The sequence below is a fragment of the Chitinophaga barathri genome, from assembly GCF_003807585.1.
GTDB lineage: Bacteria > Bacteroidota > Bacteroidia > Chitinophagales > Chitinophagaceae > Chitinophaga > Chitinophaga barathri.
Map to the genome: position 1 here is coordinate 132,893 of NZ_RMBX01000014.1, position 26,358 is coordinate 159,250.

Genomic DNA, 26,358 nt, shown 5'->3' on the forward strand with positions numbered 1-26,358 from the left:
CATGAAACCATTACATCTGCTGATACCATTGGGCTTACTGTTGATCAACGCCTTGGAAAGCAATGCACAGATACTGGACAGAATAGAAAGAAAAGTAAAAAACCGGGTAGATCGTAAAGTTGATAAAACAATAGACAAGGGATTGGATAAAGCAGAAAAGGGAATTGACGATGCTACCGCCCCAAAAAAGGACAAGCCCCTCAAATCGAACGGGGGCGTTCAAACTGCATCACCGGTCACGACGATCGATTCCCGGTATGATTTCATAGCAGGTGAAAAAGTACTGTTCAGCGATGATCTTACGGCGGACAAGATCGGTGATTTCCCCTCCCGGTGGAATACCAATGGCTCCGGCGAGGTGGTTACCCTGAATGGGCAACCGGAAAAATGGTTGAAAATTCCACACAATACCATTACCTACCCGGAAATAAATAAAGTTCTGCCGGAGAACTTCACCATCGAATTCGACCTGTTCTACCCGGAAGGCAACACACGGCCGCCCATTACATTTGGGTTTTCGGAAAACGCCAATCCAGTTAAAAATAAACTGGCCTATAAAAAGCTGTTCTATTTCAGGATCGACCATGTAAAAAATCTCGTAGGCAGCAGTACCAGCATTTATTCAGGCCGTGAGGATAACAAATCATATCCGGTAAACAGCATGGCCAATAAACCTGTCAGGGTCAGCATCAGCGTAAATAAAACACGCATCCGTTTATATCTTGAACAGGAGAAGGTGTTCGATCTGCCGCGTGGATTTGAGCCCACTATACTGCGCTCCAATTTTCATTTCAGGGCAGCGGAAATACTGCCTGCAGCCAAAGAGTCGTTTTTTATCGGCAACCTCCGTGTAGCGGAGGGAAGTGTGGATTTCAGAAGCAGGCTGCTGGCGGGTGAAAAAGTATCTACAACGGCGATACTTTTTGATGTAAATGCAGCGAGCATCAAACCACAGTCATATGGTATCATCCGGGAGATCGGTATGATCCTGCAGGAAAATAAAGAAATGCACCTCAATATCACCGGTCATACGGACAGCGACGGGCCCGACAATGCCAACCTGGAACTATCCAGACGAAGAGCGGACGCCATCAAAACTGCATTAAAGAAACAATACGGCATTGACCTTTCACGCCTGCAAACAGAAGGCAAAGGTGAATCTGCGCCGGTAGCCGACAACAACACTACCAGCGGAAAGGCGGAAAACCGGCGCGTGGAATTTATAGCAACTCCCGCAGCAGGCTTGTAAAATCTTCCAGCATCGAGCTAATTATCTAAATACCTACTTCCCAACTACCCCCCTTCCCCGTAAATTTCTTCGGCAAATTGCCGCAATCACATAATAACATCTTATTTTTGATATATCCTGTTGATAGGCATATATTTATAAAGAGAGTCAAACCTAATTATAGGGCATATTTGTTATGCAATGAAAGGCCGCGCCGATAAACCTAAATGATATGAGTAAAATCCTCCTGATCGAAGACGATGAGGTAATGTCCACCATCGTCAAAAGAATTCTTCAAAAGGCCGAATACCAGGTTGACCACGTACGAAACGGAAAGGAGGCATTTGAAATACTGGAACACACCGGGTATGGCTACGACCTGATCATCACCGATATCATGATGCCGTACGCCAATGGTTTTGAGATCCTGAGCAAAGTGAGGAACATCCCGGACGGCAGACAGTTGCCCGTGATACTGCTGTCCAACGCCGGCATGGACGATATGATCCAGGAAGGCCTCAAACTCGGGGCGGACGACTTCCTCAAAAAACCCGTACTGCCGGCCGAACTGCTGATGCGGATACGGCGGCTGCTGAATAAAGAAGTTTCCTGAACCGCGCCCCGCCATTCCACGCGCACACCGCACCACCCTACTGAAAAACGCATATATGAACTTTTCTCTGCTAGACTTCCTGGAGAGCATTTTTTTTGAATTCCGCTATGCACCGCTGATCATACAGGTAGCGATCCTGTTCGTATTTGTGGCTATAAGCCTTACCCTGGTGGCTTACTTTTCCATCCTCCGCCGCCGCTTCCGCGGCTTCCGGCGCGACAAAAACGTGGCCAGGCTGAACGAACTGATAGACGAACTGCTGATAGACAACGTACTGTCCCAGGATCCCGAAAGCGTTGAAACACCCGGTCAAACAGCAGAAACGGCCGCCCAGGCCTTTCACCTGCCGCAATTCTCCAAACGCCGGGGCCGCCAGGTGCTCATAGACCGCCTGCTGAACTACCGTAACAACGTCCGCGGCGCCATGGGTGACGAAATACGCACCCTTTACCTGCTGCTGGAACTGGATAAAGACAGCTTTAAAAAACTCAAATCCCGTAAATGGAACCGCAAAGTGCGCGCCCTGAACGAGCTAAGCAATATGGAAATTGGCGTGGCGGACGTAATCATCCTGCCGCTTACCAACTCACGGAACCGTGAGCTGCGTGCCGCCGCCCGGCATGCATACATCAAACTATCCAAAAACGAACCGTTCAAATTCTTCGACCTCGCCACCGAGCCCCTCCTGCTTTGGGACCAGGTAGAACTGTTCCGCATCATCACCACCACAAACCACATCGCCATACCCAACTTCGCGCAGTGGATCACCTATTCCAACAACAAAAGCGTGATCTCCTTCTGCCTGAAACTCGTCGTGCATTATCACCAGCTGAAAGCCATACCCGCCGTGCTGAAACTGCTGGACACCAAAGACCACCTGCTGCGCGCCGAAGCCATCAACTGCCTGGGCAAGATGAAAATAGCCGATGCGGAAGACAAACTCGCATACATCTACAATAATCAGCCGCTCAACTGCCAGATAGAAATATTAAAAGCCCTCGGCCGCATCGGCAGCGGGAAACATACCGAATTCCTGAAACAGGAGTTCCAGCTCTCTACGGATTTTGAGCTTCGCAAACACGCCGCAAAATCGCTCACCAACAGCGAACCGCCCGGCAGCGAACTGATAACGGAACTGCTGGAAACCTCCTCCGCGGAAAACAAACTGATCCTCAAACATTGCATGAACCCATTAATCAAATTCTGATGCAGCGGATCTGGGAAATAGCAGGTAATATCTTCGAATCGACCGTATTCATATACGGCTCCGTATTGCTCGTGTCCTACGCCGCGCTGGCCATCTGCTCGCTGATAGCGGTGCGCAGGTGGGTGATGTCCGAAAAATACCAGGGCGGCGATGTATTGCTCACCTCCCCGCTGGCCCCGGGCATTTCCGTGATCGCACCGGCCTACAACGAAGGGCTTACCATCATTTACAATGTACGGTCCCTGCTCACTTTAAAATATGTACGGTACGAGATCATCGTGGTGAATGACGGCAGTACGGACAACAGCATGGAACAGCTGATCCGGGAATTCAGCCTGGTGCCGGTAGATTTCGCTTACAACGCCAAGATCCAGACGCGGCCGGTGAAAAAGATCTATAAATCCACGGACCCTGTCTACTCCAAACTCACCATCATCGATAAGGTGAACGGGAAAAGCAAGGCCGATGCGGTGAATGCCGGCATCAATGCCGCCGCGTACGATCACTTTGTATGTACAGACGTAGACTGCATCCTGGACGAAAACACGATCATCGAGCTGATCAAACCCGTGATGAAGGAAAAAAACAAACGGGTAATCGCCATCGGCGCCACGCTGCGCATCGCCAACTCCAATGTGTTCGACCAGGGCGTAATGGTGGGCGTGCGGCCGCCGGCACAGCTGCTGCCACGATTCCAGGAAGTAGAGTATATCCGCGCGTTCGTGCTCGGCAAAATGGGATGGACGCTCCTGAACTGCGTGCCCAACGTATCCGGCGGCCTCGGCCTGTTCGACAAAGAGATCGCCATCCGCTGCGGCGGATACGACCATACTTCTTTTGGCGAAGACATGGAACTCATGACCCGCATGTGCCGTTATGCATTGGACAACAAGATACCGTACGCCATCCGTTACATCCCCAAAACCCTTTGCTGGACCGAAGTGCCGTCTACCGTCAAAGTATTCGGCAGGCAGCGCACCCGCTGGGCCAGGGGCCTGGCGCAACTGATGCATGCCCACTTCAGTATGTTCCTCAAGCCGAAATACGGGAAAATGGGACTGGTGGTGTTCCCGTATAATTTTTTCTTTGAGCTGCTGGCACCCATCATCGAATTTGCCGGCATCGTGTATTACATCGCGATGGTGGCCATGGGGCTCATCAACTGGCCGACGGCCATCGTACTGCTGGTGTTCGTGTATACGTATTCGATCATGATCACCACGCTGGCCATCCTGTACGACCAGATCACATTCCGGTATTACAATTCCTGGCGCGACGTGGCATTGCTTTGCCTCACACCGTTCCTGGAGTTTTTCCTGTATCATCCGTTGATCGTGTTTTTCTCGCTCCGCGGGTATTATTTCTTTTTGACCGGCAAAAAATCGGGCTGGGGCAATATGCAGCGCCGCGGCTTCCAGGTGGCACCCAACCGGCCCGCCTAGTTTTTAACCTTAACAACAGCGCATGGAACTGTTCAGGAATATATACGAAGGATCGATCTTTTTTTATGGCCTTGCCATGCTGATCATGTACGCCCTGCTGGCGCTGCTCTCCTTCCGCGGCGTGATCCGCTTCAAACGGAAGGACGAAAACACGGATTACACCTGCATGCTCAACTCCGTGCTGGCACCGGGCATTTCCGTGATCGCCCCGGCCTTCAACGAAGGCGTGACCATCATCTCCAATGTACGTTCCCTGCTTACCCTGAACTATTCCCGCTTTGAAGTGATCATCGTCAACGACGGCAGTACGGACGATACGCTGGATAAACTGATCCGGGAATTCGAGCTGCGGGAAATAGACTTTGCTTACAACGAACGCATCAAAACACAACCGGTAAAAAGGCTGTTCAAATCCGTGAACGTCGCTTACGACAAACTGCTGGTGATAGATAAAGTGAACGGGAAAAGCAAGGCGGATGCCTCCAATGCCGGTATCAACGCCGCGTCTTACGATTATTTCCTTTGCACGGACGTGGATTGTATCATCGAAAAAGATACGCTGCTGCGCCTCATCAAACCCTTTATGGAAGAGGAATATAAAAAGGTGCAGCAGATCGGTGAGCCTTGCCCGGAATGCGGTTATGTGCACATCGTGGAAGAAGGGGTGCGGGTAATAGCCGCCGGGGCCACCCTTCGCCTGGCGAACGATTGCGAGATAGACCAGGGCGTGATCGTGCGCGTAAGGCCGCCGCGCAAACTGCTGCCCCGCTTCCAGGAAATGGAATACATCCGCGCTTATGTGCTCGGTAAAATGGGCTGGAGCATGATCAACTGCGTGCCGAACGTCTCCGGCGGCCTCGGCCTGTTCGACAAAGAGATCGCCATCAAAGCCGGCGGTTATGACCACAAATCTTTCGCGGAAGACATGGACATCGTGACCCGCATGTGCCAGTACATGATAGACAACAAGCTCCGTTACGCCGTGCGTTACATCCCCACCACGCAATGCTGGACGGAAGGGCCGCCCACCATGAAGGTATTCAGCCGCCAACGTACCCGCTGGGGCCGGGGCATGGCGGAGATCATCACCATACACCGGAAAATGATCTTCAACCCGCGGTACAAAAGAATGGGCCTGGTAGTACTGCCCTGCAGCCTCCTGTTCGAATTCCTCGCCCCCATCATTGAATTTACCGGCCTGCTGTACTATATCTACCTGATCGCCACCAACAGCATCAACTGGGACTACGCGCTCATCCTGCTGGCATTCGTGTACCTCTATTCGGTCATGATCACCACCCTGGCCATCTGCTGGGACCAGCTGACGCTGCGGTATTATAAAACATGGCGCGAAGTGATCGGCCTGGCCCTGATGGCCTTCCTCGAGCCGATCCTCTATCATCCGCTCATCGTGTTCTTCGCGCTGAGAGGATACTGGTTTTTTATCACCGGCAAAAAATCCAACTGGGGCAATATGCAGCGGCAGGGATTCGGCCAGCGGAGAACAGTACAGACAGCATGATTTACCATACTTATCCATATCAGCATATGAAACAGCGGGGTTCCATCAGACCTTTTAAAACACCTTTTGTACGGATGAAAAGAACGGTCAGCTGCATACTTACAGCACTTTTGCTTTGCCTCGCCGCCGGGGTGCAGGCGCAGATATTCAACACCAAAAAGAACAAAGATGCGGACGAGCTATACGCCGAGGCCGTGCAGGCTACCCGCGCCGGGCAATACCAGAAAGCCATCGCCCTTAGCCAGCAGGCACTGAAGATACGGCCCGACTTTACCGACCAGGAGCTGCTGCTCGGCCGCCTGTATATGCTCACGAACAACTATCCCGCCGCCCGGATGTATGTGCACAAAGTGATCAAAAAAAGCCCTAACTACCGCGATGCCTACCTGTACGCGGTGAATATCGAAATGCTGACCCGGCAATATGCCCAGGCGGAAAAATATGTGAATGACGCGTTGAAACAATTCCCGGGCGATAAAGAATTTATGCTGAAAAAACTGGGCATCCTGGACGTGACCGAACGTTTCCAGAGTGGCAACGTGTATGCGGAAGACCTGCTGGAAAAATTCACCGGTGACACTTCCGTACGCAAAGCCTATGTGGGCCACTACCTGATGGCCGGCCACTTCTACCGCCAGCGCGGCATCCCTTCGCTGGCAGAGCAGCATTACGAAAAAGCGCTCGCCATGCAGCCGGGCAACCAGGAAGCCAGCAGTTCCATTATGAACATGCACCTGAAAAGCGGCAGCTATGAACGCGCGCTGGAACAGGTGAACAGCGAGCTGGCGGGCAATCCCGGCTCGTACGACCTGCTGATGCGCAAACTGGGCCTGCTCCAGGATATGCACAACTACCCGGAAGCCCTGAACGTATTGCAACAGGTTCTCAAAAACCACCCCGGCGACGCCAAAGCACGCGGCCTGGACCTTTCGCTGCGCATGGAAGCCGCTTCCTGGTATACCAATACCGATCCATATATGTTGTACACCGGTATATTGGAAAAAAATCCCGGTAACAGGGAAGCGCTGGATAAAGTAATAGGCATCAGCCTGGCGCGTGGCGCCTACCGCGAAGCGCTCGCCTGGATCAACACAGGCCTGAAAAGCAGCCCGGGCGACCAGCGCCTTCAGTCCCTCAAACTGGACGTGCTGGAAAGCGACCGCAAATTCGGTGAGGCGGCGATACTTGCTGAAAAGCTGCTGCGCAGCGCACCCTCCGCCGAAAAACGCCAGCGGTACATCGCCCTGAGAGTAGCCTCCGGCCGCGATTACCTTGCCCAGCAACAATACGACCTCGCCCTTGCCGAATTTGAAAGCGCCCTCCGCGAAAGCCCCTCGGATACCGCGGCGCTGGATATGACGGCCAATACCTACATCACCCAAAAAGATTACCCCCGCGCGCTGGACGTGCTCAACTCCGCGCTGGCGGCCCATCCTTCGAACGCACGTTTCCTCATGAAAAAAGCATCCGTGCTGGCGGAAACCGGGCAGTACGACGAAGCGGCGGATATTGCCAGGAGCTTACAGACGCGGTTCCCCGGCAATCACCGATACACGGACCTCATCACAGACATGCACCTCACCGCCGGCCGGCAATTTATGCAGGCGGAAGAATACACGCTGGCCAAAGGCCAGTTTTCCCTCGTGCTGGACAATGACCCGGATAACATGGAAGCGCTCAACTACCTGGTGAACCTGGAATCCGCCAGGCAGCAATACGACAGCGCTATCTATTACGCGGACATTGCCCTGCGGCTACAACCGGACAACAAAGAAATGTTGCTCAAAAAAGCCTCCGTGTACACGGATATGAAACGATATGCAGACGCCAATACCATCAACTACCAGCTGATGCAACGTTACCCCTACACCGTAAAATACCGCACCGCCTACGTGGAAGGACTGGTGGCGGAAGCGCTCGCTCATTGGCGGAATAACCGGCCGGACAGTGCTTTCCCCATATTTCAGCAGGCGCTGGCGATCGATAAAAAAGATTCCCTCGCGCTGCTGAACAGCATGAACATCCTGTATGCGCGGAAGTCTTATGATAGCGCGCTGGTGTACGCCAACGAAGCGCTCAGGTATTACCCGGAAAGTGAAAACTTCCTACAACGGCGCGCGCTGAACCTGGAGGGCCTCCAGGACTACGAAGCCGCTGCGCGTGCCGCGGATACGCTGGCAAGGCGGTTTCCCTCGGCGGACAACAAAGATTATGCGGACCTTATGGCATCTAAAGGGCTGAAAAACCAGTTCGGCCTGTTTTACCTCAATTCCAATTACGATTACGCCAGCAGCAATTACAATATTGCCACCGTTGAATACCGCCGTTTCTTTAAAAAAGGTTCCTGGGCCGCAAGGGCCAACTATGCCGGGCGGGAAGAAGGGACCGGGCTGATGGGCGAAGCCGAACTGTATTACACGCACAGCAAAAGCCTGTACTCCTACGCACTGGCCGCCTATGGCAACAAGATCGTATTCCCGCAGCTGCGGCTTGCCTACTCCATCTTCAAAACGTTCAATCATGAAATTGAAGGAGAACTGGGCGCCCGTTATCTTATGACAGACAGTACAAACTCCGTTACCGGCGTCACCTCCATCGCCAAACCGTTCGGAGATTTCTGGGTGAACCTGCGCGCCTATTTTATCAGCGAGGAAGGGGATTTTAACACCTCGTTTAACCTTACTACCCGGTATTACATGAACAGGCGGCAGGATTACCTCGCCCTCATAGCCGGGCTGGGCACCTCGCCGGATGACCGCAGCCGCCTGGTACAGTTCCCGGAGCTAACAGGCCTGCTTACCCGCAGCATCGCGGCGGGATACCAGAAAACGATCCGTTACCGCACCACGCTGGGGCTCTTCGGCACATGGATCAATCAAAAGATCGGGGATAACCAGTTCCAGAATCAATACGATATCTATATCACGGTACAACGTAAATTCTAATGGAAAACATGATAAACACTTTCTTTTGTACGCTCATGCTTTTCCTTCACCCAGGCTGCAATTCGGCCAAAGACATTGTGCTGGTGGAGAATGGTAAAGCCCGTCACCAGATCGTACTGCCTGCCGAAGCCACGCCCGCTGAAAAACGTGCTGCGGGCATATTGCGGGATCATCTTACGAAAATGTCAGGCGCCACATTCCGCCAGGTCAGTGAAAATGCTTACCGCGAAGGCGATGCCGCCATCTTTATCGGCAATACGGGGCACACCGAAAAATTCGGTGAGGAGAAGATCAAAGGAGAAGGATTCCTGATTGCCACAGATGACAAACACCTGTACATCCGCGGCGGAAGCGGCAAGGGTGTAGTGTATGGCGTATACACCCTGCTGGAACAATATTTTGGATGCCGCAAATACGCCGCCGGGCCCGCATGCACTCCTTCAAAAAAAACGATCGGAATACGGCCGCTGATCACAGACCAGCAGGAACCACAATTCGTTTACCGCGAAACCTACTACCCCGCCCCGCTGGATGCGGAATACCAGGAATGGCACAAACTGCACAGCTTTGAAGATCTCTGGGGGCTTTGGGGGCATTCTTTTTTTAAACTAGTACCGCCCGGACAATACTTTTCCGGGCATCCCGAATATTACGCACTGGTGAACGGCAAACGGCAGGCTTCCCAGCTATGCCTGAGCAACGATCAGGTATTCCGGATCGTAACGGACTATTTCCGCAAAGCCATTGCAGACAATCCTGATGCCATTTACTGGAGCATTTCACCCGAAGACGGCACGGGCTATTGTACCTGCGACCGATGCAGCCTGGCAGACAAGGAAGAAGGCAGTCATTCCGGCTCACTGATCCGTTTTGTAAACCGGGTGGCCGCACAATTCCCGGCTCAGCAATTCACCACGCTGGCGTACACCTACACGCTGCAACCACCGGCCCGCACGCGTCCGGCCGCCAATGTGATCATCATGCTCAGCAGCATAGACGCTTACCGTAACCAGCCCCTGGCCAGTGCTCCTTCCGCTGCTGTTTTCCGCAAGGCGCTCGCGGACTGGAAAAAAGTTTCCGCCAGCATCTTCATCTGGGACTATACCACGCAGTTCACCAATTACCTCGCGCCCTTCCCGGACTATTTCCTGCTACAGCAGAACCTGCAATATTTTGCGGACAATGGCGTGAGCGGTGTATTTTCCCAGGGCAGCGGCGCTACTTATTCGGACATGGCGGAACTGAATGCATATTTGCAGGCGAAAATATTGTGGCAGCCGAAAGCAGGCATAGATAACACTTTCAGCGATTTCATGAACGGCTACTACGGTCCGGCCGCACCTTTTATCACAAAGTACCTCCAGGCGCTCGCGCGTAACCTTCAATCCGCCAAAGTACCGCTGGACATTTACGGCAGCCCGGTAAACAATCATACGGACTATCTCTCCCCCGCTGCCATCGATGAATACTCCACTTTACTCGACCAGGCCGAAAAAGCCGCGGGGGATAATACCGCGCTGGCGGAAAAGGTCTACAAGGCGCGGCTTCCGCTGGAATACACCGTATTGCAGCAGTCTCGGCTGTATGGAACAGAAAAATACGGTTACCTCGTGCCGTCCGGTAATAGTTTTGTGCCGAACCCGAAATGGGCGGAAAGAGTAAAAAGATTTGTACAGCAGGCGCAGAAAGCCGGTGTAACGGAGCTTGCGGAAGGCGGCCTCAGTCCGGAAGCGTACGGGCAGGAATGGGAACAGTTGCTGGCCCGGCCCTGGCTTCCCAGCCTAGCCTTTCGTAAAAAGGTAACGCTTTTGCATCCCTTTACGCCGGAATACACCGCAAAAAAAGAAGCGACGCTTACAGACGGGCTTACGGGCGGAAAAGATTTTTCATTGAACTGGCTGTACACCTACGGCAATGATCTGGTGGCTACTATCGATCTCGGGCAGGCGCAAAAGATCGGTGGCATTCAGCTCAATTTTTTACAGGATGCAAGGCATAATATTTTCCTCCCCACAGCGATTATTATTGAAGTGTCCACGGACGGGCAATCCTTTCAACCGGCTGCCCGGCAGGCCGTTGGAGCCGTAGCGGAAGAAGATTTCAGCGCGCATGTGGAAACATATAAACTCGCGGCCCGGGCGAATGCAAGATTTGTGAGGGTAACGGCGCACTGTTTGCCGCAGATGCCGGCATGGAGAGGTAACGACAAAAAACCAGCGGTTTGTTGTGATGAGATCTTTGTGAATTAGTCATTCCAACTCCCTCGACCTGCATAATATTTTGCTCCGATCACTGGCAGCTGACCCGCGCATACCTGTGATCGCGGACGATGTGGACAACCTGTATATCTCCGGCTTGCAAACTGACCGCCCGGATAAAAAAGCCATTCAGTTATTGAATGTCCGGACCTATAAAAAACTATCTGCGGCAACCAACGGCGACTTTTATCATCAATAAAAAAAGACCGCGATGTCGTGATACATCGCGGTCTTTTTAGTTATTTTTTGTCCTTTTCTTCTCTTTTTTCTATGTCCTTTGCTTCATCTATGTCCTCTTCGTCCATCTCTTCTTCGTCTCCCGCTTCAGCGATATTTTTAACAATGGAAGAAACAGGCCCTTCCATCTTCTCCTGCGGATCCGGACCCAGGGTTTCAGGGTCAGGCTGGATGGATGCGCCTTGTTTTTTTGCTTCTTCTTCCGCCTTCTTTTCCAGTTTTTCTTTGTCTGTCATGATAGGGTATTTTGAATAAAACGGACGAAAAACCGTGCCATGCCATTACTGTCATAAAGAATCATTCCTGCTTAAGCCCAGGCCCATACATCAAACTGGCCAGCGCCACACCCCTTGAATCCCTCGCATATCCAAAGAAATAAATTTCTTTCCCTGCCACCGCGGCGGGAATCACTGCATTAAATTTCTCACCTGTCTTCTCCGCAGGCACCGCTATCCAGTTCCTGTCCTGCCAGCTGGCGGAAGGTTCGCTGTAATAGAGCATGACCGAATCTGCCCTGATACCCTGTGGCATATGCACCACTATTTCCACATTTTCGGGCGATTTACGGGCTGCTTCCACCCTTCCGAAGGGTTGGCCTTTACCTTTGAGGTAATAGTCGAAATAAAGCTCCTGCATTTTACTGCCGCCCGGTATCTGTTTGTGATTGATGTTTGGCCCCCATACGAGGTTCTTAGTGCCTTTGATCCGGCCAAGCGTAGCCATAACGGCTTCTGGCCAGAAAAAGGTGTCGTTGGAAGCTGCTTCCATAAAAAACGGCGCTTTGATGTGCTGTGCGCGGCGGCCGGCGTCGAAGTATTGCAGCCAGGCTTTGCGGTCCGCTTCGGGGAGTCTGGCGATGATCTCTTTCCAGAAAGAGCCCAGCTCGTAATACCCGCTTCCAAATACGGAATAAGCCGCCTGTACTTTGTTGCCCAGCAGGCCGGAGAGCATCGTCGTGGAATATCCGCCCCAGGAAAAACCCGTAATGCCCATATGCGATACATCCACGTCGGGGCGGCAGCGCAGAAGATTAAATGCCTCCAGGCCCGCAACGATCGCGTCCGTTAAGGTGCTGCTTTCCGGTCCGTTCGTAAGATCGAAACGGGGCGCTTCACCGCCGGGGCGGCTTTTCCATGCGCCAGTGGAATACGGAGTTTTACCATTGCCGCAAATACCAGGCAGGTCCGGCGCCAGCGCTACATAACCGCGGCGGGCGTATTCCTGCACGCGGTCAAGCATATCCTCCGCGCGGCTGCCGCCTCCATGCAGGAAAAGCATACCGGGGTATTTACCTTCCGTACGCGGGAATGCCATCACAGCATACACCCTGTTCGCGCCGTTCCTGGAACGGAAAGTGATCTTGCGGGTAACGATCGCTTCCGCGCCTTCACCGGTGAGCGTGTCGCTGATGACGGTCGCGATTTCCGGAACGCTGGATAGATAGGCCTTGAATGGGTCCTGCCCCTTTGCCGGCACTAACCAGAGTAATTGCAGGAAAAGAAAAAGCTGTTTCATTTTTTGATGCCGTTGCCTTGTTCTGAATTTTTACTGAGCCTGCCTGCAGCAGGTTGACTGATATAAATACCTTCCTTTCCGTTGTACTGCGCCTTATTATCCTGCACAGTAAAGCCCTTCACGCCATCCATCCACGCATCCAGCCTGATGCCGTTTTCGTCGTTCCCTTCGGCTAGGTTTCCTTTGACAATAACGTTTTTGCTTTCGGTGCAGTGTATGCCGGAAAGTTTGTTCCTCGCGGTTTCATTGCCTTTAATGACAGCATCCGAACAGAAAGAGAGGTCCATGCCGCTACCCCAGGGCGATGTATCGAAACGGCTGTTTTTAACAGCAATGCCTTGCACATGGGCCAGGTGAAGGTTGTGATGAAAACCGGCGCCCGGCACCACGGAAGCGCCGTTGTCACTGAAATCGCAATTATCCACGGTCACGTTTACCGCGCCGCGTACGGACACGCCGTTTTTGGTGAAGTTCTGTACCGTGAGACGGACAAGACTAATATTGCGCAGCTGTCCTTCACGCTCCGCCTGGAAAAGAATGCCTTCGCGGCTGGGAGCGCTCATGTAAGACCGGTTCCTCCGGTCCGCATTCGGGTCTGTATTGGGCACCGGGTTCACCGCCCCTTCTATCAGCAGGTCCCGGATGGTCACATCGTGCAGTGTGGTGTCCGCATTTACGATGGTTCTTGTTCTCAGTTCTGGTGAGAGCACCAGGATGGATACATTGCCTTTGCCCGCCAGTGTTACGCCGCTGCGCATCTTTAAAGGCGCTTTCAGTACGTGCACACCTTTGTCCAGCACCACCCATTTACCGGTGCCGGCAGCGGCATCCAATGCTTCCTGGATGTTGCCGCCCGGAGCAATGAGCACCGACGATGCGGGAGCTTCCGCTGTGGGCGTCTCCAAAGCGCCGCGCAGGTCAGCATAGGGAAGGAACTTCGTTTTGCCCGGCTGCCGTTTCATCGGCGCGCGGATGGCCGTCAGTACATCCAGCGAGGAATCCTTGCGGGTATGTTCTGTCATCACTCTTTTTGTAAAAGGCATATCCAGCCCCTTCACTTCGTGATAGTGATGGTAAATGCTTTCGTAAATATCGCGGTACCGTTCTTTTGCACGGTGAGACAGGATGCCGTACACAGGCACTTCCCCTCCCAGCATAAATTTCGAGGTATATTCAAAACCCAATGCCAGCCTGTTACCGGCCGCTCCGTAAAAATCCTCTCCCTGCGTCCAGGCTACCTGCGCCGCTTTGGCGAACTCGCCAATGCCCAACTGCACATGATCCCAGTCGCGCGTGGTTTCCTGTATCTGCCCGTTTGGATAGATGTATTTCGTGATCCCGGAATTGCCCGGGCCACGGTAATACCTCTCCACCGCCGCGTCGTATATCTCACGGTTGTCCGTGAATACGCCGATGCACAGCAAGGTATTAATGATGGCGGCATCCCAGTTGCCATTGGCTTCTGTGAAAAAATCCTTTACGGTGGGATAATACACCGTCAGCATCATACGTTTGAACTGATCGATATCCTTAGCTTGCCAGCCAGACGCTGTATATTTCATTATTTCCGCGGCGTTCAGGAAATAATATGCGGTGAGCGCCACGCTCAGTTTGGCGTTGTTATCATCAAAATCCCAAAGCGTGTAAGCCCAGGCGTTCAGTATCTCAATCGATTTTGCAGCATACGTTTTATCGCCGGTGATGTACCACATCAGCGCGTGATTATATACCGCATTGGCGCTGGCGGACAATTCTCTTCCGCCGCTGCTGTTCGCGCCATATGGCCCTACGGAGATGTGGGCGCGCGGTTCCGGTTTAAAGTCAGTGGATGTGCGTTGTTTCAGCTTGGCAAACGCGTCCTTCCAGGGCTGTTTACCCGAAAGGACTTGCTGCTTCATATATTCGAGGTCTTCCCGGTTCTGCATCATACCGGGATGCACAAAAGGTTTTCCGGCCTTCTGTGCAAACGAAGCGCCTGCCAACAGCAGGAGCAATACGGTCAATATTCTTTTCATAAGTGGAATTATTGGGTTCAGGGCCTGTTGGCGGCTTTTGCACCAAAGGCATGGTTCGGTTTGCCGCCCATCACGATCTTCATCTCTCCTCCTTTCATGATATCGCTATGAAGGATGTAACTCTTTTCATACTTCTTTCCCCGCATGTACACTTCCTGCACGTATTTGTTCTCCGCGCTGTTGTTGCTCACGGTCACTTTAAAATCACGGCCTTCAGGCAAATGGATCACCGCTTCGTCGAACAGCGGGCTGCCGATCACGTAGGCGCCACCGGCCGGGAATACAGGGTAAAAGCCGAGGGAGGAAAAAATATACCAGGCGGACATCTGCCCGCAATCCTCGTTGCCGATAATGCCATCGGGTTTGTCGTGGTAAAACTCCGTCATGATCTGCCGCACTCTCTCCGCCGTTTTCCACTGCTGCCCGCCGTAAGCGTACAGGTAAGCAATATGGTGACTCGGTTCGTTTCCATGCGCATACTGCCCGATACCGCCGGTAAGGTCTATCAGCGCCTGCGGATCGGGCGGGGGCTCAAGGGTAAAGAAGGTATCCAGTTTGTTGAGGAACATCTTTTCGCCGCCCAGCATATCTTTCAGCCCATGCACATCCTGCGGGGCCAGCCAAAGATATTGCCAGGAATTGCCTTCCGCATAATCAGAGGCCCAGGGGCGGTACGATTTTACGGGATCAAACACCGGGTTCCAGCTGCCGTCCGCCATCTTGCCGCGGATGAACATCGTGGCCGGGTCGTAATACAGTTTGTAGTTTTTTGCTCTTTTACTGAAGTATTCCGCCTCTTCTTTTTTGCCCATTGCCTGGGCCATGAGGGCCACGCTGCCGTCGCCAATGGCGTATTCCAGGGCGCGGGCCACCGGGCGGAAGATCTTCACATCTGAAGGAATAGGTTTTAAATCACGGACGTAACCCAGGCCCAGCGTATCGGACATCAACGTTGCTTTTATGGCGTTCCAGGCGCGATCCGCATCAAAGCCCCGGTAACCTTTCAGGTATGCTTCCGCGATCACCTGCACGCTGCTGATACCCACCATGGTGCCGGTTTCCCAGCCCACCAGGTGCCAGATGGGCAGCTTGCCCTGCTGGTCGTAAATGGCCAGCATGGAGTTAACCATCTCATTCACGCGTTGCGGCTGTGTAAGCGTATAAAGCGGGTGCACCGCCCTGTAAGTATCCCAAAGGGAAAACACGGAATAATGATCGAACCCGGCTTTCTCCACCACCTTTTTGTCCGCGCCCCTGTAGCTTTTGTCGTGATCGTTGAACAGGCTGGGGTTGATCATGGTGTGATACAGCGCGGTATAAAAGATGCGTTTCTGCGCTTCGTCTTTGGTCCTGATACTGATAACAGATAATTCTTTCTCCCACTTATCATCAGCCTGCCGGGCTATTTCATCAAAGTTCCAGCCGGGTATTTCCGCTTCGATGTTCGCCAGCGCATTGTCCGCGCTAACGGGAGACAGCCCCACTTTCAGTTCCAGTATCTCCGGCGGTGTATTAAAACTGATCAGCCCTTTGATGGATACGCCCTGCGCCTTGTTGCCTGTGAGCAAAGAGTCCTCTTCATACACCGCAAATTTGTCCATAGGGCGGGATAAACGGACAGCAAAATACACCCGCTGGTCCTTTGCCCAGCCGCGTGAATAACGGTATCCTTTCAGCGTTACCGCATCCGTTTGTTCGATATAGGTTTCATAACTTTTGTCCTGCATGCCTTCTTTCAGGTCAATGATCACATGCGCATCTTTGCCCTGCGGGAAGCGGTAGCGTTGGTAACCGACCCTTTCGGTGGCCGTCAGCTCCGCGTCAATACCGTGATCTTCCAGCTTTACGGCGTAATATCCCGGCTTTACTTTTTCATGCTCATGCACATACTTCGAACCATAACCCTGCCGGTAAGTCTCCTGCTTGCTTTTGCCCGTGCGGATGCTGCCGGTAAATGGCATGATGAGCACATCCCCGAGATCGCCGATGCCGGTGCCGCTCAGGTGCAGGTGGGTAAAGCCGATGAGCGTACTGTCTGTATAGTTATATCCCGAGAGCCAGTCCCAGCCTTTATAATAGTTCATGGGCCCGGCCTGCACAGCGCCAAAGGGTACATTGGCACCTACAAACACATGCCCGTGCCCGCCGGACCCGATGTAAGGGTCCACGTAGCCGGTGAGCTTCTGCGCGCACGCCGGATTGATAACAGCCAGCAGCAACAGGCTCTTTATTGCGGTTTTTAAAAACATACACATGTTATTTTATTTTCCCGGTTTGGCGGCGGGGATCTGTTCACGGAATGGCACTTCCTTTCGCAGCATCTTTGCCGCGTAGCCGGTGAGCTGCAGGTAGTGGTCGGAAGGTTCGTCATCGGCCAGTTTTACAAACGGGCTTTTGCCTACAGGCGGGTTTTTGGATAGTTTGAAGATGGCGGTGGCTTCGTCTACTTCGTCGAACATAGCGACGTAGAGCATTTCAGCGCCCGCGCCTATCGCACCGGAAATCTGTTTCCAATAAAAAGAGCCGTTGTTCCTCGGTATCTGGTTCAGCGGGAAACGCGGGTACATGTTCGTCCAGCTGAAGCCCGGGAACACGACGGGCACGTAATCCACTTTGTTTTCACGGCACCAGGCGATGTCACCTTTTACCTGTTGCAGGTAGGTTGCGTATTCTTCTTCGGTCTTAAACCTGCCTACGGCCCAGGGATGAACGATGTCCGCCCTTTTGAGCACATCATGCAGGTGCGGGTCGTTCGCCGCGTCTTTGGCCAGGTCGCGCCAGTACGCGGGCACGCCCAGCAGGACCGCGCATCCACCGTACACCGGGTCGTTTTGCAGGAAGTTCATCAGCCGTTCGATGCTGCGGAGAGTGTAGTTCCTCCCGGAAAAGCCCACGCCCCATAAAGCTACCAGTGGCTTGCCGCGATGGTAGAGGTAGGTTTGTTTATCGCCGCCGTCTGTCATATGCAGGCTGTCCACCAGGTTCTTCCAGTCGTTGATCAGCATGGGCACGTCCACACTGTCCCGCATCCCGGAAAGATCGTACATCACTGCTATGGCGCGGTTGTATTTTTTGGAGGCTTCCAGCGCATGGTGCATCACCCGGTTGTTGTGATGCCGGTTCGCTCCTCCCCTCACCTGCCCTACGAAACGCTGCACAAACAAGCCATCCACGTCATAGTCCTTCATCCATTTGAAGTGCAGGTTTACCGTAGAAGCATCGTAGGAACTGAATAAATAAGCGGGGCTTCCATCTTCATGGACGAAAGGCGTTTTGTATGTCTTCCCGTATTCTTTTGTTTCCGGCCAGAGATCCACTTTGATGTTTCCCGGCTCCAGCTGGCCTTTGGCCACCCAGTGGTTCCAGTTGCGGTTGGCACCGTCTTCAGGGGTATTGAACCATCCCTGGTAACCCGCCATCACGAGGCCTTTATAACTTTTATAATTCGATGTCCTGCTGTGTTTCTGCTGCGCGGTGGCTGTGCCGCATATGCATACGGCCGCCAGCAGCACGCTTAGCTTTTTATTGAGAGTGCTCATGCATGAATCCGTTTATAATAAAAAGAAAACCGGGGCGGGCCCGCGAGAACCCGGCCCCGGTACAAGCGTTATCACGGCGCAACCGTGACAGTGCTGATAGTGGTGTAGTTATATTTTTTGAAACTGTCGTTCACCCTTACGCCTACCCTTATGTAATAAGTGGTTGCGTATTTCATGGGAGCGGTGGACTTGATCACCACGTCTGTCGCTTCCTTGCCGGGTGCGGCCTGCGCGGCGCCTATCACGGTATTGTCCCAGTTGTTGTTACCCACGTATTGCGTTGTGGAAATGAACATCTGGTAATCCAGCAGGGCGGGCTGCGTTTTACCCGGAGGCGGCGTGGTGCGGGTGAAGCGGAAAGTGGCGGTCACCTTTTTGTCCGCGGTTACAGACGGGGGCGTCACCCACTCCACGTTCACATAAGGCACTACGTTAAAATCGGCACGGGTGCTGCCTCCTGAGCGAAGATCCACGATCTTAATGTCCGCGCTGTCTATGGGATAAAAAGGACCTTCTACCGGTGTCACGCGGTATTGGCCCGGGAAAAGTTTGGTATTGATATAACTGCCGTCCTGCCGGAAGTTGAGGAACATAGGGATGGGCGTGGCGCTCCAGCTCAGCTCGTCCAGCTTGATGCGCACGCTGCCTCCGCCCTGCTCCAGCTGCATACTGCCCTTTCCGTCGTTCAGTGAGCCTTCCAGCGTGGCGTCCGGCAGTGCGTAGTTATCTTTTTTGCAGGCGCCGCTGGAAACGATAGCGGCAACGCATAACAGGCTATAAAGTATCTTTTTCATTACGCTTGTTTTAAAATCCATTAATAACCGGAATTCTGTACCAGTTGCGGGTTCTTCGTCAATTCACCACCGGGTATCGGTTCGTAATACATTCTTACCTGGAAAGTGAAAGCGGAGTTACGTTCGTCAAAACGGCAATCAAAAATATATTTGCCTTCCACATAATCGATCGTAACAGGATCCGCGCCTTTGGCAAACAGGAAGGGGTTGCATTTCCTCCATGTCCTTGCATTCACCTCCTGGTCGAAGGTCCTCCAGCGTTTCATGTCCCAGTACAATTTGTTTTCAAATGCCAGCTCTTTCCTTCTTTCGATGCGAATTATCTGCAGGCCACGGTTAGGCGCGAGCACATAACCACCCTGTTCTTTCGGGATGGAAGCGCCCGCGGCGAGGTCTGTTGGAGCGGTGAGCAGGGTGGCGCCCGCTCTTTCGCGGATGGCGTTGATGGAATTAAACGCATCCTGCATGAGGTCCACACCGGGTACGGTGCCGCCGTTCTGCGCCAGTTCCAGTGCGGCTTCGGCCCTGTTCAGCAATACTTCGGCATACCGCATCTCTATCCAGGTCTGGATAGAACGGTGAAGGGCCGTAGCGGCGGACGGCAGTGCGGGGTCCATGTACTTTCTGCCGCAGAAACCGGTAACGGTTGCGCCATTGGTAGAGGTAGGCCCGTCCAGCCCGGCAGGATATACTTTCTCACCGGTAGACAGGGTGATGGCCACCTGCCCGGTAGGTTTCCAGTCGCTGGATTCCTTTACATTATCCTTGTACCATTGCAGGCGGGAATAAGCAGTCTTGTCTTCGTCCGGATAAAACTTCTTAATGGGCGTAGCGGGGTCCACCGCTTCGATGAACGTACCACGGCGGATGTCCACAAACCCGTCCTTGAACTTCTGACCGGGCAGCAGCGCAGTGCCTCTCAGCCTCGGCTCGCAATTTTCCCACAGTTCGCCTACATTGTTAAATACTTTGTAAGAACCGTCCGGGTTCAGCGTGTTCAGCTGACCTTTGGCATTTTTAGGCAGCCCGTCGAACAGTTCCACGAAGTCCAGCGTTGGGCAGAAACGGTCGCCGTAGGTGGAAGTAAGATGCGGAGGAGCGTTCACCGCATCCCAGCTGTGCACCGCTTCGGGGTAGGAATACCCTTTGCTGAAAATGGTTTCGGTACTGGTTTTGTCCAGGAACAGATCGGCGTAGTTATCGGCGGTAGCCACTTTGTCGGTAGCGGACCATTTCTTTTTGTAAAGGCTGTATACCCCTTCCACGCTTTTCGCCGCGTCAAAAGCCGCTTTGAAATATTCGTTCGCTTTAGCGGCGGGAATACCGGTGATCATGACACCTTTGGGAGAGTATGGCGTACCGTAGCGGGCGATGGAACCGGCGAACAACATCACACGGGATTTAAAAGCCGCTGCAATGTTTTTGTTCGCACGGCCGGAGTTTTCACTGGCAGGGCGCATGTTCGTGATGGCATAATCCAGGTCCTGCCCGATGAAATCATAACAGGCTTCCTCGCTGCTGCGCGGCACCTGCAAAGGTGATACATCGCCGCCGTCGTAGTTTTGCACTTCGGTCACGATAGGCACGCCGCCGTAACGTTTTACCAACGCAAAGTAAGTGTACGCGCGGATAAAATGCGCTTCACCCACCCAGCGGCCCACTTTATCCGGGCTCAATACGGTGCTATATTTCGGGAGATTTTGGATCAGGTTGTTCGCCTGGCGGATCACACCGTATGCTTCTCCCCAATAACCCCTGGCGGGATCGGTAAAACCGCCGTTGTTGCGGTTTGCATTTTCGCCGGTATTGATAGACAGGCTGTTGATGATGTTCCAGGTATTAAAGCCCTGGGTTCCTTCCACAGTACTGTATTTAAAATCCTCGATCGGCATGCGGCTGTACAAAGCGGCCATATAGGCCATTACGCCGGCGTCGTTGGTAAACACATCCTGGTCCTGCAGCACATTCACAGGCGGAATGTCCAGCTTAACGCAGCCAAACGTAGCACCGCAGATCAGGAAAACAGCTATATATTTTAATTTCTTCATGGTTGCAGAATTTATTAGAATCGAATACTGGCGCCGAAATTCACCGTTTTGTTCAGCGGGTACAGATACCCGTAAAGGTCAGTGGGATGTTCGGGGTCAATTCCTATAGCTTTGGTGAACGTGAGCATGTTGTACCCGTTCACATACACGCGCAGGTCCTGTATGCCTATCCTGCCGAGCCAGTTTTTGGGCAGGGAATAACCCACCTCCACTGTTTTCAGCCTCAGGTAATTACAGTTCTGGATGCCGCGCTCGGAGTTGATGTCGTACACAGTGCCGGTATAGGCATTGTAACCGGGAATCCATTTCGTGTTGGGATTGTAGGGGTCCATGGTCGGGTCTTCCGGATGCCAGCGGTCCATAAAGAAGTCCAGCGCGTTCTGCGAAATGGTCTGGTACATTTCACCGAATGCGGCGTAGGACATGGCGCCGCCTTGCCATAACAGGTTCAGGTCAAAACCTTTGTATTCAGCGCCCATGGTGAGGCCGAAGGTCATCAGCGGATAGCTGTCCTTGTCCATGAAGTCTGCCGCGGTCGGGTTCACCGTGGTCGCGATGGGGTGACGGTCCATGTCATCTATCACGCCGTCGCCATTCCAGTCTTCGTAGATGTAATCGCCAGGCAGCACGGAACGGCCGGTGTACACGGGATATTTCGCGATCTCTTCGTAAGAGCCGTACTGGCCATTATAGCCCCAGCCAAACCACACGTCGTTGTAACGGTTCGTGTAGTTGTTGCGCCAGTTGCTGTAGGAGTTCCCGTCTCTCGCCCTTTCGATGTATTTGCGCATGGCGCGGGTGAGGGCAACGTTTGCGCTCAGGTTGTATTTGAAGTCGCGGCCGATGTTATTGTTATGCGTCAGCATCACCTCAAATCCTTTGTTCATATCGCTGTTCAGGTTCTCCTGCGGCAGGTTGGCGCCGAAGGTACCGGGCAGGGACAGCAGCCTGTTGGCCAGCAGGCCCTGGCGGTCGCGGCGGAACACGTCCACGGATACGCCCAGCAGGCCTTTCCAGAAATTCGCGTCCAGGCCGAGGTTGAGCGTACGTACTTTGTACCAGGTGATGTTCATATTCGGTGAGTTCCTGAAGCCCAGGGAGCTTACCCATTTGTCGCCAAACAGGTAACCCGCGGCCAGCGCCTGTGAGTTACCGCCGCTGGCGGGATAATCGTAACCGGTGATGAACTGGAAAGAAGAAGCGCCGTCATCACCCATTTCACCGTAAGACCCACGGATCTTCAGGTTGTCTATGAAAGCAAACGATTTGTTGTTCTTCATAAATGCCTCCTCTGAAATACGCCAGCCGGCGGATACCGCGGGGAAAAAGCCCCATTGTTTGCCGGGCGGGAAGCGGGAGGAACCATCGTAGCGGAAACTGAAATCCAGCAGGTATTTGGAGTTGTAATCGTAGTGTACTTTACCTACAAGGCCCCTGTTCGCATTTTTGAACACGCTGCCGGTATTGTTATTACCGATCTGGTTAGCGGAGTTGCCCGCAAAAAGATAAGGCAGAGGGATCGTCAGTTCGCGTTGCGCAAAGAAGCTGTCTCCCGTGCCTTCGCTTTCTTCATACAGCGCCAGTACGGAGATGTTGTGCAGCTTGGCGAGTGTTTTCACGTAGTTCAGTGAAAACTGCATCAGCGTGCCGGGCAGGATGGCGTAACTCCGGTTCAGCGTATTGGGGATGTGATACTTGTAAGGAACATAGATACCGCCCGCGTCGTTGTATTCGTATACAGAGAATTCTTTCTGATAGGTGGTATTGTCGTTGATGGTGGCATCGTAGCTGAACATACCTTTTGCCGTCAGGCCTTCGATGTAAGGTACCCTGTATTCGAGGGAAAAAGTGCTCATGAAGGTTTTGGAATTACGCTTTTTGAACCCGGACTGCTCTTCATCCGCAATCGCGCCGGGGTGATAGTCGGCGAGGTTGTGGTAGAGATATTTCGGATCGTTGTTCGCGTAATAAGGATCGTCCGGATGTGAGCGCCAGAGGTTTTTGAAGATCTCCCAGGAATCGCGGTACGGGCTGTCTTTCTGATCCAGTATGGCGTTCAGGCGGATCGACGCGGTGAGCCTGTCTGTGATCTGCGCATTCAGGTTCGTGCGCAGATTATACCTTTTATAGTTCAGGCTGTTGCTTTTCCAGAAACCGCCCTGCTGGGTATAACCAAGGTTGATGAAATAATCGATCTTTTTGCCGGCGTTGCCGTTCACGCTCAGGTTGTGATAAGACTGCGGGGCATAATCGCGCATTACTTCGCCGTACCAGTCGGTGCTTTGTTTGGTACCGTCGCGGTAAGGTTTGATGATCTCTTCGGGAAACACCCAGGTGGGGGAGTTCACGTTGTGCATGGACTGCTCGTTGAAGATCGTAAAACGGTCCACGGCGTCCAGCGGGCGGGGAAGACCGGAGGGCTTCTGCAGGCCATAATACATGGAGTAATCTATGCGCGCTTTGCCGCTGGTGCCGCCGCTTTTGGTAGTGATAAGCACCACACCGTTCGCCGCGCGCACGCCATACACAGCCGCGGAAGCGTCTTTCAGCACGGAAATGCTTTCGATCTCATTGGGGTCCAGCCGCTGGATGTTTCCGCGCGGCACACCGTCGATTACGATAAGCGGAGCGCCGAAACCACGGATGTCGAACTGGTTCGTGAAGTCACCCGGTTCGGATGTATTCTGTATCACACGCAGGCCGGGTACTTTACCGGTCAGCATGTTCTGCACATTCTGGTTTTTGGTGGTCACGATCTCTTTGTTGGACACCGTGGCGACGGAGCCCGTGAGGGTCACCTTCTGCTGCTGGCCGTAACCCACCACTACTACTTCGTTGAGGTTTTTATTGTCTTCCTTCAATACGATGTCCAGCGGGGCAGCTGAGGTTACCGGCACTTCCTGGGAAATGAATCCCATGAAAGAAATGACCAGCGTCGCTCTGGCGTCGGGCGCGGTGATGGAGAAGTTGCCCTCCCCGTCTGTGAGCGCACCGGTGGCGGTGCCTTTCACCTGTACGGTTACGCCCGGCAACGGTTCGCCTTTTTCGCTCGTTACCTTACCGGTGATCTTTACCGGCGGCGAAGGAGAAGAAGCAGTGGATACCGGCGCCTCCGGCTTGCGCACGATGAATACCGTTTTCTGTTTGATAAAATATTCCAGGGGCTGATCCCTGAAACAGTTTTCCAGCAGGGCTTCCACGGTTCCCTGTTTTACGTTTACGGTAACAGGCCTGGCATTTTCGAGGATGGCCGCATCGTAAAAGAAAACGTAACCGGCCTGTTTTTCGATGGCCGTGAATACTTTCTTCAAAGGCACGTCCTTACCGGAATAGGTGACCTGCTGCGAAAATCCGGTGGCACTAACCTGCAATGAGGCGACGGTGAGCAGAAGAAAAGATAATTTCATAATCTCCCATAGTTTACTTCGCTTGTGAAGCATTTTGGTTGACCCAACGAACAGGCCGGCAACATGTCTGAGACACTGGAATATCGCACCGGCTTCGTTTTGGCACAAAGCAGTTAATTTCATAACTTCGATTTGGGTGATAAAAATGTGTTTTGCGACTTTTTTTACGCCTTTCAGGCCCTGTATGCTGAGAACATACAAGGTCCGTCCGTCCCGTTAATAACGGGGCGGATTTTTCGTATAAGGCCGGATGTGGAAAATGATTATTGGTTCATAACTGGATTTTAGATCAAATTTTTCTCTAATAGTGGAATACGCTTTTGTATCGTTTATCGGTTTATAATTACTGTTTTACGATGATCCTCCTGCCTTCTATCCTAAACTGCACATTGTTTTTCCGCAATGCTTCCAGTACGTCGGACAGGTTTAATTCTCTTTGTATCTTTCCTTCAAACACCGCTCCGTTGTTACCGCCCTCGTAAGCCACTTCCACATCGTACCAACGGCTCAGCTGCCTCATCACGGTGCGCAGGTCCGCATTTTTGAAACAGAACATACCTTTTTTCCAGGCCACAGCTTCTTCCGTATCCACGTCCTGCACTTTCACGAAACCGCCGGTATTTCCGTAGATCACTGTACCCTGCTGGCCGGGCTTCAGCACCTGCTGGTTCTGAAAGACGGAAATGCTCACTTTACCTTCCAGCAAGGTGGTCCTGATATCCTGTTCGTCCTCGTAGGCATTTACGTTGAAGTGCGTGCCGAGGACGTTGATCTCTGTTGATTTATTGATGGCCACTTTAAATGGCTTCTTTTCGTTTTTGGCCACTTCAAAATACGCTTCGCCGGTGATCTCCACTTTTCGTTCGTCTCCGCTGAACACGGCGGGGTAACGGATGGAAGACGCCGCGTTGAGCCATACCTGCGTACCGTCGCTCAGCGCAATGCGGTATTGCCCGCCCCTGGGCGTTGCAATGACATTATACATATTGCCGCCCGTTTCACCGGTGCCGCCAACGTAAGCCAGCTGCCCGTTGCCCAGCTTCACGACATTGCTGCCGCCCTGCTGTGCCAGCGTACCGTCCGCCGCTTCGTCCAGCAAGATGGTAGCGCCGTTTGCCAGGGTAAGCACCGCTTTGTTGCCACCGGGGCCGATTTCGTGCTGCAAGGTGTCCGTGGCGGGTTTCACGGCGATGGTCTGCTGCGGTTGCCTGTTAAGCAGGTAAGCCCCTGCGCTCAGCAATACCAGCAGCACCGCCGCCGCAGCCCAGTAACGTATACGTGGGCGGGCCGGACGCATTTCCGCTTCCATGCCCGCGATCCGCTCCTTGATCTGCTCAAAGAGCACAGCATCCGGAGGGCCGGGCACACCGGACTGCTCCACCGTCTGCGCATACCTGTCCATTACGGCCTTAAACTCCGGCTCGTCCATAGACTGCAAACAGATCGACAGTTCTTTTTGCTCTGCTTCGGTCATTGTGCCGGAAGCATACCTGTCCAGTAAGTAAATGATTTTTTCCTGGCTCATAACCTTGCTTGCTAATAAGACTGTTGGGGAAAGAGAAAGAACACCTTTTGCGGAAAAAAAATT

16 protein-coding genes are annotated in these 26,358 nt (G+C 53.0%); 7 read left to right on the forward strand and 9 right to left on the reverse strand.

The window, feature by feature from the left end:
• The first annotated feature begins 1 nt into the window (after position 1).
• From EG028_RS23285 to EG028_RS23315, 7 genes are all read left to right on the forward strand, one after another.
• Positions 2 to 1,249 carry an OmpA family protein gene (locus EG028_RS23285; RefSeq protein WP_120518763.1) on the forward strand — a complete coding sequence of 416 codons (1,248 nt, stop codon included), beginning with the start codon at positions 2 to 4 and terminating at the stop codon, positions 1,247 to 1,249.
• Positions 1,250 to 1,460: 211 nt separating this feature from the next.
• On the forward strand, positions 1,461 to 1,841 hold the full coding sequence (locus tag EG028_RS23290; protein ID WP_120518762.1) for a response regulator transcription factor: 381 nt from the start codon (positions 1,461 to 1,463) through the stop codon (positions 1,839 to 1,841).
• Between the two features lie 55 nt (positions 1,842 to 1,896).
• Positions 1,897 to 3,048: a HEAT repeat domain-containing protein gene (locus EG028_RS23295; protein ID WP_120518761.1), complete on the forward strand. Its 1,152-nt coding sequence runs from the start codon at positions 1,897 to 1,899 to the stop codon at positions 3,046 to 3,048.
• Positions 3,048 to 4,490 carry a glycosyltransferase family 2 protein gene (locus EG028_RS23300; protein ID WP_241559205.1) on the forward strand — a complete coding sequence of 481 codons (1,443 nt, stop codon included), beginning with the start codon at positions 3,048 to 3,050 and terminating at the stop codon, positions 4,488 to 4,490. The genes EG028_RS23295 and EG028_RS23300 overlap by 1 nt, the downstream gene beginning before the upstream one ends.
• Positions 4,491 to 4,512: 22 nt before the next feature.
• Positions 4,513 to 6,012 carry a glycosyltransferase family 2 protein gene (locus EG028_RS23305; RefSeq protein WP_120518760.1) on the forward strand — a complete coding sequence of 500 codons (1,500 nt, stop codon included), beginning with the start codon at positions 4,513 to 4,515 and terminating at the stop codon, positions 6,010 to 6,012.
• Between the two features lie 74 nt (positions 6,013 to 6,086).
• Positions 6,087 to 8,957 (forward strand): tetratricopeptide repeat protein, encoded by a 2,871-nt coding sequence (locus tag EG028_RS23310; protein ID WP_162946615.1) that lies wholly within the window; start codon positions 6,087 to 6,089, stop codon positions 8,955 to 8,957.
• A gap of 8 nt (positions 8,958 to 8,965) precedes the next feature.
• Entirely contained in the window at positions 8,966 to 11,206 is a 2,241-nt protein-coding gene (locus tag EG028_RS23315; RefSeq protein ID WP_185096829.1) for a DUF4838 domain-containing protein, read from the forward strand.
• 248 nt (positions 11,207 to 11,454) lie between these two features.
• On the opposite strand, the gene EG028_RS23320 is transcribed toward EG028_RS23315, so the two are convergent.
• From EG028_RS23320 to EG028_RS23360, 9 genes are all read right to left on the reverse strand, one after another.
• The gene (locus EG028_RS23320; protein ID WP_120518757.1) at positions 11,455 to 11,688 is read right to left on the reverse strand and encodes a hypothetical protein; all 234 of its coding nucleotides are present in this window, start codon (positions 11,686 to 11,688) and stop codon (positions 11,455 to 11,457) included.
• Between the two features lie 61 nt (positions 11,689 to 11,749).
• A complete protein-coding gene (locus EG028_RS23325; RefSeq protein WP_120518756.1) occupies positions 11,750 to 12,967 on the reverse strand; it encodes an alpha/beta hydrolase family protein in 1,218 nt (405 codons plus the stop codon).
• Complete coding sequence (locus EG028_RS23330) at positions 12,964 to 14,982, reverse strand: alginate lyase family protein (RefSeq protein WP_120518755.1); 2,019 nt, start codon at positions 14,980 to 14,982, stop codon at positions 12,964 to 12,966. Before EG028_RS23330 ends, EG028_RS23325 begins: the two co-directional genes overlap by 4 nt.
• A gap of 17 nt (positions 14,983 to 14,999) precedes the next feature.
• Positions 15,000 to 17,231 carry a GH92 family glycosyl hydrolase gene (locus EG028_RS23335; protein ID WP_241559204.1) on the reverse strand — a complete coding sequence of 744 codons (2,232 nt, stop codon included), beginning with the start codon at positions 17,229 to 17,231 and terminating at the stop codon, positions 15,000 to 15,002.
• A gap of 12 nt (positions 17,232 to 17,243) precedes the next feature.
• Positions 17,244 to 18,521 (reverse strand): glycoside hydrolase family 71/99-like protein, encoded by a 1,278-nt coding sequence (locus EG028_RS23340; RefSeq protein ID WP_120518753.1) that lies wholly within the window; start codon positions 18,519 to 18,521, stop codon positions 17,244 to 17,246.
• 71 nt (positions 18,522 to 18,592) lie between these two features.
• On the reverse strand, positions 18,593 to 19,315 hold the full coding sequence (locus tag EG028_RS23345; RefSeq protein WP_162946614.1) for a DUF3823 domain-containing protein: 723 nt from the start codon (positions 19,313 to 19,315) through the stop codon (positions 18,593 to 18,595).
• A gap of 20 nt (positions 19,316 to 19,335) precedes the next feature.
• A complete protein-coding gene (locus tag EG028_RS23350) occupies positions 19,336 to 21,363 on the reverse strand; it encodes a RagB/SusD family nutrient uptake outer membrane protein (protein WP_120518751.1) in 2,028 nt (675 codons plus the stop codon).
• A gap of 14 nt (positions 21,364 to 21,377) precedes the next feature.
• Complete coding sequence (locus EG028_RS23355) at positions 21,378 to 24,770, reverse strand: TonB-dependent receptor (RefSeq protein ID WP_120518750.1); 3,393 nt, start codon at positions 24,768 to 24,770, stop codon at positions 21,378 to 21,380.
• Between the two features lie 343 nt (positions 24,771 to 25,113).
• Complete coding sequence (locus tag EG028_RS23360) at positions 25,114 to 26,295, reverse strand: FecR family protein (RefSeq protein ID WP_120518749.1); 1,182 nt, start codon at positions 26,293 to 26,295, stop codon at positions 25,114 to 25,116.
• Positions 26,296 to 26,358: the final 63 nt, after the last annotated feature.